General features: G+C 45.0%; 9 protein-coding genes and 3 pseudogenes. 4 read left to right on the top strand and 8 right to left on the bottom strand.

Annotated elements, in window-relative coordinates:
- Positions 1-166: 166 nt before the first annotated feature.
- The 4 genes and pseudogenes from D0A34_07570 to D0A34_07585 form a co-directional block, all read right to left on the bottom strand.
- Positions 167-652: a transposase gene (locus D0A34_07570; GenBank protein ID UNU22213.1), complete on the bottom strand. Its 486-nt coding sequence runs from the start codon at positions 650-652 to the stop codon at positions 167-169.
- A gap of 249 nt (positions 653-901) precedes the next feature.
- Entirely contained in the window at positions 902-1351 is a 450-nt protein-coding gene (locus tag D0A34_07575) for an EVE domain-containing protein (protein UNU18757.1), read from the bottom strand.
- Between the two features lie 5 nt (positions 1352-1356).
- Positions 1357-1839: an SRPBCC family protein gene (locus D0A34_07580; GenBank protein UNU18758.1), complete on the bottom strand. Its 483-nt coding sequence runs from the start codon at positions 1837-1839 to the stop codon at positions 1357-1359.
- A gap of 59 nt (positions 1840-1898) precedes the next feature.
- A pseudogene (locus D0A34_07585) lies at positions 1899-4016 on the bottom strand (ATP-binding cassette domain-containing protein).
- A gap of 77 nt (positions 4017-4093) precedes the next feature.
- On the opposite strand from D0A34_07585, the pseudogene D0A34_07590 reads away from it, so the two are divergent.
- Positions 4094-5148: pseudogene (locus D0A34_07590) on the top strand (IS630 family transposase).
- Between the two features lie 41 nt (positions 5149-5189).
- On the opposite strand, the pseudogene D0A34_07595 reads toward D0A34_07590, so the two are convergent.
- The 4 genes and pseudogenes from D0A34_07595 to D0A34_07610 form a co-directional block, all read right to left on the bottom strand.
- Positions 5190-5432 (bottom strand): annotated as a pseudogene (locus D0A34_07595) (FHA domain-containing protein).
- 77 nt (positions 5433-5509) lie between these two features.
- The gene (locus D0A34_07600; GenBank protein UNU18759.1) at positions 5510-7360 is read right to left on the bottom strand and encodes an ATPase; all 1851 of its coding nucleotides are present in this window, start codon (positions 7358-7360) and stop codon (positions 5510-5512) included.
- Positions 7361-7489: 129 nt separating this feature from the next.
- Positions 7490-8530 carry a peptidase M28 gene (locus D0A34_07605; GenBank protein ID UNU18760.1) on the bottom strand — a complete coding sequence of 347 codons (1041 nt, stop codon included), beginning with the start codon at positions 8528-8530 and terminating at the stop codon, positions 7490-7492.
- A gap of 357 nt (positions 8531-8887) precedes the next feature.
- Entirely contained in the window at positions 8888-9466 is a 579-nt protein-coding gene (locus tag D0A34_07610; GenBank protein UNU18761.1) for a hypothetical protein, read from the bottom strand.
- Between the two features lie 340 nt (positions 9467-9806).
- On the opposite strand from D0A34_07610, the gene D0A34_07615 reads away from it, so the two are divergent.
- The 3 genes from D0A34_07615 to D0A34_07625 all read left to right on the top strand — a co-directional run bounded on the left by D0A34_07615 (position 9807) and on the right by D0A34_07625 (position 16352).
- Complete coding sequence (locus D0A34_07615; protein ID UNU18762.1) at positions 9807-10064, top strand: hypothetical protein; 258 nt, start codon at positions 9807-9809, stop codon at positions 10062-10064.
- A 132-nt stretch (positions 10065-10196) separates the two neighbouring features.
- On the top strand, positions 10197-13154 hold the full coding sequence (locus tag D0A34_07620) for an EAL domain-containing protein (GenBank protein ID UNU18763.1): 2958 nt from the start codon (positions 10197-10199) through the stop codon (positions 13152-13154).
- A 639-nt stretch (positions 13155-13793) separates the two neighbouring features.
- Positions 13794-16352 (top strand): glycosyltransferase family 1 protein, encoded by a 2559-nt coding sequence (locus D0A34_07625; protein ID UNU18764.1) that lies wholly within the window; start codon positions 13794-13796, stop codon positions 16350-16352.
- The last annotated feature ends 321 nt before the right edge of the window (positions 16353-16673 follow it).

The raw sequence follows: 16673 nt of genomic DNA on the forward strand, positions 1-16673 counted from the left end.
CGGGCAAGATGCCCACCCCACAAGAATTTTGTGGCACAGGCATCTTGCCTGTGAAATCCTTGTGGCACAGGCATCTTGCCTGTGAAATCCTTGTGGCACAGGCATCTTGCCTGTGACTGAAGCTTGGGCGGGCAAGATGCCCACCCCACAAGAAATTCAGAAAAAGCTAAACTTCATATATTTGCCAGAAAAAAGGATATTCCTCTGGAGTCACTGAAAGACCAGCTTTGACAGGATTTTGCCTAATATATTCCCAAAAAACCTGAAATTCTCGTTCATCTCTGACAATGTGGTCATGTCGCTCATCCTGCCATACAGTACCAATATGCTTCATCACCTTGGGAATTTGTTTAGAACTGTAGCTTTTCATACTGTGCAGAATGCTGCTGAGCGACCAGAATTTATTATCCGACTTTGCTAAAGGCTGCATTAGCATATGCACATGATCGGGCATTACAACTAAGCAGAAGATTTGATACCTTTGCCTATCAAAAAACTTGCAAGCATTTAGGACAACTTGTCTGGCTGCCGGAGTTAATTCAAGCTTCTCCCAAGTATTAAAAGTGATGAAATAGACCGCTCCTTCTAACTCCCAATGAGGTAAATTTCTGTAAGCAACTTTTAATTGAGCCTCTCTGAGTTTAAGCGGCAGACTAGAAGCCTGTCCCAGAAAAAGCTGATATTGACCTGTGGGGTGGGCATCTTCCGCGCCCAAATCCTGATTGCTTCCCTGACTCAAATTTTCGCGAATCATATTACTAAGCAAAACCACAACTTAATCTAAAATAGCCTTCATCAGGCAAGATTCCCATACCCTTACAGCTCATTTTCCTAAAGTCTTTAAATTTTTGTGGGGTGGGCATCTTGCCCGCCCCAAATATGCCGCTTAAATTGCCACAGCTTATCTCATCTTCAAAATCTTCTGGGCTGCACTTTCCGACACCGGCATCACCGATAACCGATTGCCTTTTCTCACCAGCAAAATCTCATCAGCGCTAAAGTTTTTTTTCAGTTCATCCAAAGATATTAACTTAGCAAACTCCTCAACAAACTCAACTCTCACAGTTTGCCAGCGAGGAGCATCAAACTGCGATTTAGCATCATAATATTCGCTATTCCTATCGAACTGAGTAGGGTCAGCAACCCCAGTTTCTACGACGCGCACTAAGCCGACAATTCCCGGTATTTTAGTATTAGAATGGTAAAAAAATACTAAATCTCCCCGACTCATTTCTCGCATAAAATTGCGCGCTTGATAGTTGCGAACGCCATCCCAAATGGAAGTGCGATCGTGCTTCAAATCCCCAATACTATAAACATTCGGTTCCGACTTCATTAGCCAATAATTCATACAATCTATTCGCTTGGGTTAGCCAAATATTCTTTAATTTTATCTAAACACTGCTGCATAGCTTTTTGCATAAAAACCTGGACTAGCAACAACCCAAGCGGATAGAATACCGGAGAAGTCAGCATAAAATAAAACTCCCAATCAATCCGAGTTCCCTTTGCTGTAGCAGTGAAATTCCAATCTCCGCCACCAGACTCAATGAGTAGAGAAACCGGAAACTTAAACCCTCTAACCAGTCGGTAGGTTTGTCTTTCTGGCTTTTTGAAAGTAATGATTTCTTCATCAATCACCGAAGAGTCGGAATTTTCTATCCGCCGCACGCCGCCTTCACGCATCTCTCCACCATCTGCCATCTCAGCTTTAATAATTGCTGGAATTGGGCCATATCCGCGAAAGACTTTTGGCAGATTAGACAGGGATGTAACAAAATCAAAGACTAATTCAGGCGATGCAGCGATTTCTACTAATGCGTTGGTTTTAACTAACATTTATTCCTCCCCCCACCTGATTTGATAATGAACTGTGAGTTAAAAGTGCGTAATTTTAATTATAAAATATCCTTCCGCTTCTGCAACCACAGAGTCAACATCAAATAAACGAAAATATGCACGCACAAAACACCCCAATTTAAACTCAAATTCTCCCAGGTTGGATCGTAAACAGGAGTAGGCTCAAACGGCTGAGGAAGCGTACTCCCATCCGGTAATGTAGTAGGCGCCGGAACCATCCCATTCACATTAACTAAAGAGCCGTAAGCACCCACAGACCAGCGGCTTAACATCAGCCAAGAAAACTTGCTCGCCGCACCTTCCATCTTAAACAAAACTCCCGAAAAAATAATCTGAGGCAGCAATAAGAGAGGCAAAGCGCTATTAGCTTGAGAGCTATTTTTAACAATCGCAGAAACCACTAATCCGAGACTGACACAACTCATTAAAGTTAGGAATGTGGTAATACTTGCTCCCACAGGCCAGGAAATAAAACTCGGTTCGGGGGATTTAAAAGCAATCAGAATAACTCCTACCATTAACAGTGTTTGCAATACTGCCACACCAGAAAGTATAAAAATTTTTGAACCTAAATAAGCAAACAATCCTAAATTGACCAAACGTTCTCGCAAATAAATAGCAGATTCTTTAACAATTTCTTGCAGAGAAGTTGCCAGTCCTACCCAAATAGCCGCACAGGTAAATACAAACAAAACTCTGAGCGCTAAAGGTGCTAAAGTTGCTTCGGGTGCGCCAATTAATGGGTCTTTATCTCTGACGGCTAGCCGCAGTAAACTAATGCCTATCGGCGCTGTTAAAAGAGCTAAACTCAAGTTAACTAAGTCGCGAAAAACGAGTTGGAAATAGCGCTGGGCAAGCAAAACGAGTTGTTTTACAAAAGATTGAGATTTTGGTACAGAAGGTGCAGAAGGTATTTTTGCATTAGCGTTGCCTGTGCTGAAGTGGTTGACAATATAGCGCTGATAGTAGGGAGATTTATTAAACTTTTCTGCCCAGCTTTGAACGTGGGTTTCTCCTGTTTCTAATTCGTTGTAAATGTCGGCAAAATCGCCAGTTTTGACATCGAAAAAATCGAGCGCTTCCCTAGGTGGGCCGAAGTAACAAAGGCGTCCGCCACGACCCATAAACACAATCCGATCGCACATCGTGATATTTGCCGTCGCGTGAGTCACCAGAATCACCGTCCGGCCTTGATTTGCCAACTTTCGCAGCAGTTGCATCATCTTCTTATCCAAACCCGGATCGAGTCCTGAAGTCGGTTCGTCTAAAAAGAAAAGTTTCGGGTCTGCTAACAGTTCAACTCCAATGCTGACCCGCTTTCGCTGTCCGCCGCTAAGCTGTTTTACCAAAGCCTTGCGACGGTGAGTCATTTCAATATCTTCTAAAGTTTTTGCGACTACCTGCTTGACATCTGTATCGGGAGGTAAGCGCAATTTAGCTGCATAACTCAAAACTTCTTCTACTGTCAAATCTGCGTGCACAATATCATCTTGAGGCACGTAACCGATTTGATTGCGGTAAATATTGAAGTTTTGGCGCAGGTTGTCACCGTTGAGAAACACAGCGCCGTTAGTAGTTTTTTCAATGCCTAAAAGCGTCCGCATTAAAGTAGATTTACCCGCACCGCTACCACCAACTAAAGCCACAAACTGCCCCGGTTCGATCGCCAAAGTGATGTTATCCAAACGCTTCGGAATCACCAGACTGTCAGCATCCAAACGAATTTGATGGCCGGAGTCTTGCATCTGCAACTCACCGCTGCGGTAAGTTAGAGTAAACGGGCCGATCCGAATTGCATCTCCCTCGGACAACTGTACAGAATTTGTCACTCGCTGACCGTTAACAAAAACCCCGTTAACGCTGTGGTCTCGCAAAATATAATTGCCGCGACTGTCTTGGTCGATTGTGGCGTGGCGTCTAGAAACAAGCGGCGCATCTAATTGCAGCGAAGCGTTTGGATCGCGACCCAACAAAACCGACCGATTCTTAAGAATAATTGACTGCTTGCTAGGGACAGCAACCTGATTCGCCAGCGGATTAAAATAACTCAGCAAAACTTGATTTTGAGGATCGAGACCGATTTTAATTTCTGTGCCGTTTTTCAGACAATAACCGTCATTGGGAGTGATGCGAGTGCGATCGACAAATAAGCCATTAAGTAGGTCGGCGAGAAAAAACAAAACTATGTTAAGATACATAAATAAAACTCTAGCTCTAGTGGGGTAACTAATATATGGGCGCTCGATTAAGAGTATTTCTGACTCAAGAGCAAGACAAAACCCTATCAAATTTGAGAACGGCGAAAGTACCACAAAAAGTCAAAGATAGAGCAGAAGTAATCAGGTTAAATGCACATGGCTGGTATGTTGAGAAAATAGCTGCTCACTTTAACTGGGCTTCACAAACAGTGAGAGGAGTTTTACATAAATGGGAAAAGTTTGGTATAGAAAGCCTTTGGGAAAAACCAGGTCGAGGGGGAAAAGCCAAGTGGAAAGAAGAAGATCTAGAGTTTTTGGAAGAATGCCTTAAAAAAGAACCACGTACATATAACAGTTTTCAATTAGCTGATAAATTAGAAAAAGAGCGCTCTATTAAATTAAGTCCCGACAGATTAAGACGGGTACTAAAAAAAAGGGGATTATTTGGAAAAGAGCTAGTCCAAGTCATAAAGGAAAACAAGACTCCAAAGAACGAGAAATAAAGCAATCAGACCTAGATATGCTGGAATGGGCTGCTGCTGCGGGAGAAATCGACTTAAAGTATTTAGATGAATCAGGATTTTGTGCGTGGAGTAAACCGAGTTATACCTATTACAACAAAGGTCAGCAAAAACGTATACAACAAACTAAACATCGAGGTCGTAGATTAAGTATTGTGGGGCTTTTTGAACCTTTAAGTAGTTTCGTCTATGGTTTGGTCATTGGAGGTGTTGATAGAAAAGCTTATATTCAAATGATGGATCAAGAAGCCGAAGCTGCTGCTAAGATGAAACGGCTCAGAATCATCGTACAAGACAACGGACCCATACACAAATGTCAGGAGGTTAAACAGTTATGGTCAAAGTGGGAAGAGCAGGGTTTATATATCTTTTTCTTGCCCAAATATTGTTCCGAAATGAACCCAATTGAATTAGAGTGGCAACACATTAAAGAAGATGAATTAGCGGGACAAATGTTTGACGATGAATTAGACCTCGCCTACGCCGTAATTGATGGAGTAGAAGTTAGAGGCCAAAGAGGAAACTACAGTACACAACGTATTAAATTTAAGTCCCATCACCCTACTTAATTTTTTGTTACATACTTGTGATTTTCCCCGCCGACCTACTTAGTGCTCGGTCGCTGGCCGTCACCGTCGTAAATCCAGTAATTATTGCCAATTTGGCGCAAAACAGCGTGAACGCCCGAAACTGCGCGCCAGGGTTCGGGAATGACTAAATCAGCACGAGTGCGATCGCGCCCCAATACGTGCTGCTGCTGTTTTAACTCTAACTGTAAAATTTCCCCTTGATTGCTTAATACTATATAAGGTCGATCGCTTAAAGCAGTCAGTTGTCCTATATTGCCTGTCATACTTCAATCGCGGTTTTTGCACTCACTTTGGTCAGCATATCAAAAGTAGGACAACAATACACTTATATTAAGCAAGTCTACTTGGCAACAACCGACAAACTACGAAGCCGATTAATTGCCGCCGCCAATTCAAACCGTCGAAACATGGCAAAATCCCCTTCAGGGAAAGGCGATAAAATATCCATCCCCTGCGCCTCAATATCTGCCATTACCAAATCTATGATTTCCGACAAAGTGCGTTTTCCGTCCATGTATTGCTGCTTAGCATAAACCATTGCCGCAGCGATCGCCCTTAACTGTCCGCTGTCCACAATTTGCTCAACAGCACCCAAATCAATCTCCTCATTTCCGAAAGCCAATTCATCAACATCTCGCACCTTCACCCGCACATCTCGCCGTCCCCGACTCGGATCTAAACTAGCAGGAATCGGCACTCTTTGAGTAATCTCACCAAAATTTTCTCCCCCTTCAGCAGCACGGCTAATCGAGTAATTTTTAGCAATTTCTTTAGCTTTTTCCGTCACATCATCTGCTTGAAAATTCTCCATTGCAATCACAGTATCCGCCACCTCAAAATAATCGCCACTTCCCCCCATGACTAAAATAGTCGATACGCCATAATCCGCATACAAATGTTTAACTTTATCAATAAACGGCGTAATCGGTTCCTTATCCTTAGCGATGAGTTCCTGCATTCGGTGATCGCGAATCATAAAATTCGTCGCCGCCGTATCCTCATCAACTAATAAAACAGGCACTAACTCCCCTTCTGAAATAGCGACTAATTGCGTCTCTAAAACAAAAGACTGAGCTTCTTCCTTCTTCCCTCTTCCCTCTTCCTTCTTCCCTCTTCCTTCTTCCTTCTTCCTTCTCCCCACTTCCAAAGCCTCAATAATATTAGCAGCTTGCGAGGTGCTACCGCTCGCATTCTCAGTATAAAATTGTGCAGTATCTCTACCTTGTGGCAAGTGGTTAATAAACGGCGAAATATCAACTCCCGCTACACTTCTCCCATCTTCCGCCCTAATTTTAACCGCCGCCGGATTAGCCACCACAAATTCCCTACCATCTCCGGGAATTCGGTTGTAAACTCCCAACTCAATCGCCCTGAGTAAAGTTGATTTGCCGTGATAGCCGCCGCCAACAATCAAAGTAATGCCAGCGGGAATACCCATCCCGGAAATTAAACCGCGATTCGGACAATTAAACTCAAATTTTAACGACGGCGGCGACTGAAAAGCCACAGCATTATTTAACAAAGGCCTGTTGTCAACACCGCTGCGGCGGGGTAAAATAGAACCGTCAGCAACAAACGCAACTAATCCGTTTTGAGCTAACTGCTGCCGCAGCCAGTCAGCATCTTCTACAGTTTCAACATGACGGCGACATTCCGCAGCATTTAAGTGAGGATATTTGAGAGAACTGCTGACAATTTGCGGGATATCTTCGCACAGCATTTCAGCAGCTTGTCGCCCTAAGATACTGCGTCCGCCCGCTGGAAGTCCGACCGCAAATCGCAGTTCAACTCCTCCTAAATCTTCGATATCGGATGTATTTGAGGAAATGATAAATGCGGAAGTTCGCTCTAAAACTTCTTGTCCGAAGCGAGTCACTGCAATCATACCGCTTTTCCCAGTGCCGCGTTTGCTGCTGATGCTGTGGGCTGCTTGGTCAAACTGGCGAGTTAGGTAATCTCGCAAGGCTATTTCTCGACTGCGAGAATTGAAAAGTTCGCGGGGAATTTGAGCAATGTTTGGCGGAACTATGACTCTAAATTTACTGGGAGAAGCAAACGGATCTCCCTGCACGTAATCAATAATTAATGTGAATTCAGAAAAGTCGTAGTTACCTTGAATGTCTTTGTAGGCTTTGTAGCCTCGATTGTCTAGTTGCAGTAAATGCCGTTGCAGGGTTTCTTTGTTAGTCATTAGTCATTAGTCATTAGTTATTAGTTATTAGTGGGTGGTTGGCAGTATCAATAACAGTCATCATGCCCAATGCCCCATGCCCGATGCCCCATCCCCAATTCCCAATTCCCCATGCTCAATTCCCAATTACTAATTACCTAATTCCAATAATTTAGCCACGGCATTAACAACAATTTGAGCAGAACCGGTGAAAAAAGGTCGATCGATAGTTGCTACTGTATCGCTAGATTGGTGATAGTGGGGCGATCGCAAATTTGCAGTATCCGTCACCAACACAGCACCAATTCCTTTATACCAGAAAGGCGCGTGGTCGCTCCGCAAAACATCGGGAGTCAGCAACCCTTTCAGGGGAACCGGCAGCGCCACCACAGGGGGCAAATCCGCTTTTCCAGACTCCGCAAAACTTTTCAATAGCAGCGGATGTTCCGCATCCCCAATCACAGCGATAAACTCGCCTTTGTCGGGAGAAGTTACCCCCGATGCTTCTAGAAAAGGTTGCGCTGTCAATCCTTCGGGATATTGCTGGCATCCGGGCGTGCGGCAGGCATAACCTACCATATCTAGGACGATCGCTCCCTGCAAATTTTTTAACCGCGCGTCGCTCCCTGTAAATGCTAAACTGCCTAAAAGTCCGAGTTCTTCCCTGTCGAAAAATGCTACTTGCAATGTCCGAGGTGTGGGGCGAGAACCGAGCAATCTTGCTACTTCTAAAACTACTGCAACTCCCGTCGCATTGTCGTCAGCGCCTGGGGAGTTTGGTACAGTATCGTAGTGTGCTGCCACTAAAATTGCACCGGCGTTTGAGTCAGTGCCTTTTCTCTCAGCGAAGACGTTGATTCCCCGATCGAACGGCTGCAAATCTGGGGAAAATCCTAATGTTTGCAGTTGTTTGGAAATGTAGTCTCTAGTAAAAGAGCGAGATCGTTCTCCATCGCGTTCTCCTGTTAAACTATCGACGTGTTTCCACAACCTGGACGGGTCAATTTGGGACTCAAAAAAATCCTTTTTTTCAGCAGGAAGGGGTAAGGAAGACGGGTTTTGGGAAGTGTGGATATTGCGATCGATCCCTAATTCGGGTACACCCGACAACCGCTGCCACGAGTCAGAACGCCAACCCACAGCCGCCACCGCAACTAGAATAAATAGTGCTATCCAAATCAATTTTTTCATCAGTAAGTCTATGTGAGATTTTAGACAGGGCTTACGCACTCCTCGCTCTCATCAAGCGTTTTTTTTAGCAGGAGAGAGGACTGCAACGAAGTCTTTTCGTACAACCCGGTTTATCTGTCTAGGACTGTTAGATTTTAGATTTTATCTTGATACCCGAGTTCACAATAAACCTGTTTCCAAAAATGAAAGTCAAAACTCTTAATATTAGCTATGATCGAGGTAGTTTTGTGCTTTTTTTCCCTACTAATAAACCAGGGAAAATTATTTTAATGTCGCCGCCCAATGTGTCTTGCTTATTGGAGTATTCGACGGCGACATTCACCTTACTAATTTACCTTTAACATTCACAACTCAAAACTACTTTTTTTCCCACTCAATCTCCTTATTCTCCAAGATCAAGCCACTGCTGCTGGGAAAAGCATAAGGAATAGTTTTTGCAGAAAATTCAACTATTTGAGTTGGTTGTTGAAACCACTCGGAATAACTCGGGTTTAGTTGGTCGTACAGTGCTTTTAAAGCTTGAATTTCTGTCTCTAGCTGCGCTGCTGCTTGATTGATTCTGCGAGCTTGTGCTTGCAAGCGTTTTTCCCCGGTTTGAACGTTGTTTTCTACTTCTTGCCAGTGCTGTCCGGCCAGCAATTTGTCTAGTTCGCCTTGTTTGTAATTGAGTACAGCCTGTTTTTGTTCCAGTTGCTTTTCAATATTTTTAGTTTCTCGGTCAATCTCCTGGATTTGCTGCAACCACTGCTCCCCAAAAGCAGCAGTTTGCTGGTGGAACTCAGCAATGGCTTCAGGAGTATTATTTTTGGGAAAACTGACTGCCACTCGGCACTCAGAGCGCTGTACGCCAAGTTTTTCCCGCGACTCTTGCAGGGCGGTAACTTCTGCTTGCAGCGCGCGGACTTCTTTTTGGAGTTCTGGGATGGTCTGACTCATGGGTTCAATTAGTGGACCTCTGGATCGATTTTAAGCTAATTGTTTATTTTTCTAACAAATCCCGGTCGCCTCCTTGCGGGAATTATCTAATTTTAGCGCGCTCCCACCCGGTGTCTAGGCAGAATGGCGGATAATTTGTGGCACAATGGCTGATGACACATTTTAAATTAAGATTAAAATTGTAATTACTCGTAAAGCTAAGTTATTAGCTGGGGACAATTTTATTTACAACTCCACCTCAACTAATGTTAGGTGGGTTTTCTTAGCGGAGAGCAAGTTATGCTAAAACTTTTAACATTTATTACAAAAAATAAGTTATTTAAAATTAGGAGCTAGAGAAATGAAAATAATTTTTCACTTAGTGGTGGGATATTTAGCGGTTGCTATTTTTCCTGTGGAATGTTGCATTAATCCAAAAATATTACAGACAAGTGTAGGGGATGGATCTGGCACGCGCCCTGTACAAGGAATTTTGGTGGGCTCTCAGAAACATAGCTATTTGCGATCGGCATCTCACCCCCTTAGTTCTGCAAGCGCCGCATTATTTTTGGATAAATTATCCCAAATTGAGCCAGTAAAATTACCCACCTACAATTAATTATATACAATCTCACGAAACTTCTAGAAAAGAACCTACTATTAGGTTAACAATAATCTCTTATCGGGTTTTTATTTCTTTATTAATCTCATTATTGCTCAGGGTAAAACAGTAAATAGCTTATCCAAGACGATGAGGTTAATCAAGCCGAAGTCTGAAACAGAGAATGACAAGCTACCACAAGGAGAAAAAGTGTTGCAGCCAAAAAAACAACAGGATATCTGGCATACTATTGCCCAAATGACGCAAGATTTGCAGCAAACTGCCGAATATGCCCTCGATATTTGCGAGGAAATGAACGTCTCAATAATTGCGACCACGCCGGGCGGTCATATCCTGTCGTTAAACCAAGCTACCTGTCAACTTTTGGGATACTCTAAAAAAGAGTTGTTAGGCCAACCAATAGACGGACTTTTTAAGAAAACTGAATCACCGCCACCCGAGTTAGAGTTAGCCAGTTTAACAGCCGAAGGTGCTGTCCGCAACGTCCAAAAAGTCTACATTTCTAAACAGCGAAAAAAAATAATTGTACTGCTTTCTATTTCAATTATTCGCGACGATCAAGGCAAGGTCAGCGGCAAGTTATATATAGCACAAGATATTACTGATAGCAAGCGGGCTGAAAGAAATTTGCGGCGCAGTGAAAAAAAGTTTCGGCAACTGATAGAAACTGTGAATGCTGTGGCCTTTATCTATCACCGCCGACAGTTGCGCTATGTCAATGCTCAGACAGAAGCTCTGACAGGATATACTCGCGAAGAATTGCTAGCATTGGATTTATACGACTTAATCCATAGAGATTTTCTAGAAATAGTTAAAAACTGGGGTAAGTCTAGCCACGCGCGCTCAAGTGCCGGCTCAAAATATGAAGTAATAATTCTCACGAAAACCGGAGAAAGGCGCTGGATTGAAGCAACTGTAGATATTATCAAATTTGAGAGAAAAGCGTCAATATTAATCACAGCTTTTGACATTAGCGATCGCAAATTAGCAGAGTTAGAACTAGAAACATCTTTTTCGTTGCTTCAAGCAACTATTGAATCTACTGCTGACGGTATTCTGGCGGTTGACAGTACAGGAAAAGTTCTCACCTTTAACCGCAAGTTTGCCGAAATGTGGCAGTTGCCGGATTTCCTGCTCGATTCGAGAGATAACAACCAAATTTGGGGGTTCGGAATCAACCAGTTAAAATACCCGGAAATATTTCTCAACCGCGCTAAAGAATTGTCCCATCGCCCCGCAGCAGAAAGTTACGATATCATAGAGTTTACAGATGGCAGAATCTTTGAGCGCTACTCGCTGCCGCAGCGCACCGGAGGCAAAATTACTGGTCGGGTATTCAGCTTTCGGGATGTAACGGAACGGGTGCAATCCGAAGAAAAACTACGCAAAAGCGAAGAACGCTTTCACCTGCTGACGCGGGCGACAAATGATGCCGTATGGGATTTTGATTTGTTAAAAAATGAGTATTGGTTAAGCGAAGAATTTGAAAAAGTTTTTGGATACAAACTCAACGAAACTCAGACGATAGAATTAGAATCTTGGTGGCTCAATATTCATCCTGAAGAACGGGAAAGAGTGATGTTAAGCTTCAACGAAGCAATGAATTCAGACGCTCAATGTTGGTCGGAAGAATACAGCTTTCACCGTGCAGATGGCGGATATATTTTTGTGCTCGATCGCGGCTATATCATCCGTAATGAAAGTGGCAAAGCAGTAAGGGCTATCGGCACGATGATGGACATCACTCAGCGCAAGCAAGCTGAAGAAATTATTCGCTATCAAGCTGTTTATGACCAACTCACCGGTTTACCGAACCGAATACTTTTTAACGAGCGGCTGCTGGCGTCATTAAGAGAAGCTAAAAAAACCCAAAAAATGCTAGCAGTGATGTTTTTAGACTTGGACAGGTTCAAAAAGATTAATGATACACTAGGTCACGCTGCAGGCGATCGCCTGTTAGAAGGTTTTGCTGGACGCATCAGCGACACTTTGCGATCGACTGATACGGTTGCCCGCTGGGGAGGCGACGAATTTACCATACTGCTTTCCGATATCAATTGCATAGAAGATGCAGTTAAAACAGCTCAAAGAATATTCAACAATTTAAAGCCAGCATTTAAACTAGAAGGACAACCCTTTCATGTTAGCAGCAGCATCGGCATTGCCCTTTATCCAGATGATGGTGAAGATGCCGAAACTTTAGTCAAAAATGCCGATTCTGCCTTGTACCGGGCTAAAGAAATGGGAAGAAATAACTATCAGTTATATACTTCAACAATTAATCCCCAATGCAGCCAGTTACTAACTATAGAACACAGGCTGCACGAGGCTTTAGAACAGGGAGAATTTGAGGTTTTCTACCAGCCAAAAGTCAACATTACTACTTGGAAAATTCAGGGCATGGAAGCCCTGCTGCGCTGGCAACATCCACAATTAGGTTTAGTTACTCCCGCTACATTTATTCCGATCGCCGAAGAGAACGGACTAATTGTAGCTATTGGGGAATGGGTACTACAAACAGCCTGCACTCAAAATAAAGCTTGGCAGGATGCTTTGCAGCCAGATTTGCGGGTAGCAGTCAACGTTTCGGCTCGGCAGTTTCAGCAATTTAATTTATTAGAAATGGTAGCGAACTGCTTGGACAAAAGCGGTTTAGCACCCAAGTATTTAGAGTTAGAAATTACCGAGACTACAGCCATGCAAGATGTGGATTATACCACAAAAGTTCTCAGGGAGTTGCAGAATATGGGAGTGCAAATTGCGCTGGACGATTTCGGCACGGGTTATTGTTCTCTAAATTATCTCAAAAAGTTTCCCTTGAATATCTTAAAAATAGATAAATCCTTTGTCAGCGGATTGACGACTGATCCCTGCGAACGGGCGATTGCCAAGGCTGTAGCGACGCTGGGGCGAGATTTGAACTTGAGTGTGGTAGCCGAAGGAGTAGAAACTAAAGAGCAGTTGGAGTGTTTGCGCGAACTCCACTGTCAAGAAATTCAGGGTTATTATTTCAGCCCTGCCCTCTCGGCTGGTGAGGCTAGCAAAGTTTTGGGAAATTCTATGTTGAGGAAAGTGCAAATTGCTTAATTAGTCATTAGTCATTAGTCATTAGTTGTTAGTCATTCCTCAGCGATCATCAGTCAATTGTAGGCTGCGTTATGTGCGGTTAAAGATTTATCTCTGGGTGAAAATAGTGAATCTGCGCGCCTCACCCACTAATAACTTTCAGGTGCTTCCTGTGCACGCGAAAGTTATATAGCAATCCTAAATTATTTGTGAATTTCTTACTACCTCTCCTTACCAAGGGGAGGGTTGGGGTGGGGTAAAAAATTTACGACTCCTGCAAGGATTGCTATAGTTCTTGACCGCAAATCTTAGTCTCCCCACTTATTTTCCTGCGCTGCACCCCCAACATCATCACTGCTAGAGCGCTGTGGCGAGCCTAAGTTGTCCGAGAATTCGTTAAGATGCTTGCCCAAAGCGTGACACAGCGCTATTAAGTTGAGGGATGGTCAGCTCCGAGGCATCAAGTCCTCGCTCCCGCCACCGCAGTTAAAAGCTTAGCTGGGTTAGGGACACGGCACTGCAGTGTCATTGCAGATAGTCCATACAGATCGTCGATCGCGATCGCCCCCGCTTGTTAAAACTTAAAATAGTGTGCAGAATAACCCACTTGCGGCTAAAGACAGAGGAAAATATCGCTACTCCAACATAAAGGCTTTGTCTATGCAGCCGATTCGCACATTTAACGTTTCCCCCTCGCTACCGGCAATTCTCGAACCCCTCCGCAAGCTTGCCTATAACTTGCACTGGGATTGGAATGTTGATACTAAAGACCTTTTCCGCCGCCTCGATCGAGACCTGTGGGACTCCAGCAACCAAAACCCGGTGCTGATGCTCGGAACCATATCTCAAGAGCGACTGCAAGAAATGGCAGAAGACGAAGGCTTCATTGCCCAAATGAACCGAGCAGCCCAGCAGTTAGACGATTATCTCAAAAATCGCGCCTGGTACCGCAAACAGCGCGGCACCGAGCAGCAAGAATGCTACGCTTACTTTTCGATGGAATTCGGCTTAGTTAAAGCCCTACCAATCTATTCGGGCGGTTTGGGTGTACTCGCAGGCGACCACCTCAAATCAGCTAGTGATTTGGGCTTACCCTTAGTCGGTGTTGGCCTGCTGTACCAAGAAGGTTATTTTTCGCAGTATCTCAACGCCGACGGCTGGCAGCAAGAACGTTATCCGCTCAACGATTTCTACAATATGCCGCTGCACCCCGAACGCAATCCCGACGGTTCGGAATTGCGGATTGAGGTAGACTATCCCGGCCGCAAGGTTTACGCGCGGATTTGGCGGGTACAAGTGGGTACGGTTCCTTTGTACCTGATGGATACAAATATTGCACCTAACAGCGCCTACGACCAAGATATTACCGACCAACTCTACGGCGGCGATAAAACTCTGCGGATGCACCAAGAAATCATGCTGGGCATCGGCGGCGTAAAAATGCTCAAGGCATTGGGGCTGACAGTTACGGCTTATCACATGAATGAAGGCCACGCGGCTTTCATGGCTTTGGAACGAATTCGGATGCTGATGGAGGAATATCACCTGAGTTTCGTAGAAGCGGAACAGGTGGTGGTTTCGAGCAGTATGTTTACGACTCACACGCCGGTACCTGCTGGGTTTGACTTGTTCGAGCCGGATATGGTGATGCACTATCTAGCTCAGTACCCCAAGATTTTTGGCTTGTCGCAAGATGAGTTTTTAGGATTGGGCCGCGAGAATACTGGCGATTTGTCCGCACCTCTGAATATGGCAATTTTGGCAATTAAAATGTCGAGTTTTGTTAACGGGGTGGCGGCTTTGCACGGTGTGGTGTCGCGCCCGATGTTTCAGGGTTTGTGGCCGGGTTTGCCGCAGGAAGAAGTACCGATTACTTCGATTACCAACGGGGTGCACGCTCGCAGTTGTGTGGCGAAGTCTACTCAGGAGCTATACGATCGCTACCTCGGCCCGGATTGGGAAATGACTCGCAAGGACGATCGTCTCTGGGACAGGATGTCGTCGATTCCTGATGAGGAACTATGGCGCAATCACGAACGCTGTCGCTCGGAGTTGGTGGTGTTCGCCCGGGAGTGGCTGCAAAAGACTTTGCGCGAGCGCGGTGCGGCCCAAACGGAAATCGAACACGCGCGGGAGGCCCTCAATCCCAAGGTGCTGACGATCGGGTTTGCCCGCCGCTTTGCTACTTACAAGCGGGCGACGCTGTTTTTGCGCGATGTCGATCGAATCATGCGGATCATGCGGGATCAAAATCGCCCCGTGCAGTTTGTGATTGCTGGGAAGGCTCACCCGATGGATATTCCGGGTAAGGAATTGATTCGGGATATCGTTCACTTCATCCGCGAGCACGAGACGATGAGCTCGATGGTGTTTTTACCGAACTACGACATTAACGTTGCTCGGATGATGGTTTCTGGCTGCGATGTGTGGCTGAATACGCCGCGCCGCCCCCGGGAAGCTTCCGGGACTTCGGGGATGAAAGCTTCGATGAATGGTTTACCGAATCTCAGCATCCTCGACGGATGGTGGGATGAGGCTGATTATGTTCGTACCGGTTGGCCGATCGGACATGGGGAGTTTTACGAAGATACTAAGTATCAGGATGAGGTCGAGGCGAATGCTTTGTACGACTTGATGGAAAAGGAAGTTGTACCTCTATTTTACAACCGGGATGCTGATGGAATTCCCCGGGGTTGGACGGCGAAAATGAAGGATTCGATTCGCTTGAACTGTCCTTTCTTCAATACTGCTCGGATGGTGAAGGATTACGCGCGGCGGGCTTATTTCCCGGTGAGCGATCGATTCTTCACGATGACTTCGGATAATTGCGCTCCCGCCAAGGAGTTGTCTCACTGGAAGAAGCAGGTTCTCGCGAAGTGGAAGGATATTAAGATTGAGGCTGTTGATATTTCCCAGGATAAGGAAGTTAAGGTCAATCAGTCTATCGCTGTTAAATCTCGGATTAACCTGATGGGATTGACGCCTGCAGACGTGCAAGTCGAACTTTATCAAGGTTCGGTTGATGCTAACGGAAATATTGTCGGCGGCGTGCCGGTGGTGATGGAGTATTTGGGAGAAGATGCTAACAATGCTAGCCTTTATACGGCTGACATTACTTATACTTCTAGTGGTTTGCAAGGTTTGTCGTTGCGGGTTTTGCCGAAGCACAATAATCTCAGCAGTCCTTATGAAGCTGGGGTGATTCTCTGGGCACATTAAAGGGAGGAAGAAGGAAGAAGGAAGAAGGAAGAGGGAAGAAGGGCACGACACGGATTCGGACACGGATACACGGATGAATTTAACTGTGTTTCCCAATTCTCCCCCTCTCCCCCTCTCCCTCTGGCTGTCTCATCCTCTCTCTCGCACTCTTTATGGAAGTTGGGAAATGACTATGTAGCCGGTTGTGCAATGATCGCCCAATACCACCTTCCGCTCTATTTCCTAGTACCACCAGTGAGCGCGTATATAAGCGTACAGCAAGGCATCTAGCGGGTCTTCTAAGGCTTCGAGGGTGCCAACACTGGTGGGGATTTCGGGGAG

The organism is Microcoleus vaginatus PCC 9802 (genome assembly GCA_022701275.1).
In the GTDB taxonomy this organism is placed as follows: Bacteria; Cyanobacteriota; Cyanobacteriia; order Cyanobacteriales; family Microcoleaceae; genus Microcoleus; species Microcoleus vaginatus_A.